The following is a 408-nucleotide window of genomic DNA, read 5'->3' as shown; positions in this document are numbered from 1 at the left end:
GCGGCGACGTGAGACAGCGGCGTTCCCGTGGCCCTGTTGCGTCGCCGCTTGCGGCGCTTGACCAAGCCGTGGCGGTCGAGCACCGCATGCACCGTCGAGATCGCCGGACAATGAACGTCCGGATAGAGCCGCACCAATCGCTCCCTGATCTTCGGCGCGCCCCAGTTGGGCTTGTCCTGCTTGGCACGCACAATCAGCTTCTCGATTTGGAAAGGAAGCTGATTGGCGTGCCGGTAAGGCCGCCGTGAGCGGTCAGTCAGCCCTTCCAGCCCGCTGTCATTGTAGCGATTGATGAGCTTGTAGCCGGTCTTGCGCGAGATCCCGAACTCCCGGCAGACCACCGCCATCTTCTCGCCATCCAGAAGCCGCGCTACGAATTTGAGACGCTCGTCCATAAGGTTGCACTCC

1 protein-coding gene is annotated in these 408 nt (G+C 62.5%); it reads right to left on the bottom strand.

Translation table 11 applies throughout. The features are described from left to right. On the bottom strand, window positions 1-408 hold a 408-nt coding region (locus NMG70_RS31730; protein ID WP_254028139.1), incomplete at both ends, for a helix-turn-helix domain-containing protein.

Source organism: Mesorhizobium ventifaucium, from assembly GCF_935822925.1.
GTDB lineage: Bacteria > Pseudomonadota > Alphaproteobacteria > Rhizobiales > Rhizobiaceae > Mesorhizobium > Mesorhizobium ventifaucium.
Note: the sequence above shows the minus strand (reverse complement) of the source record. Positions and strands in the feature narration are given on the sequence as shown.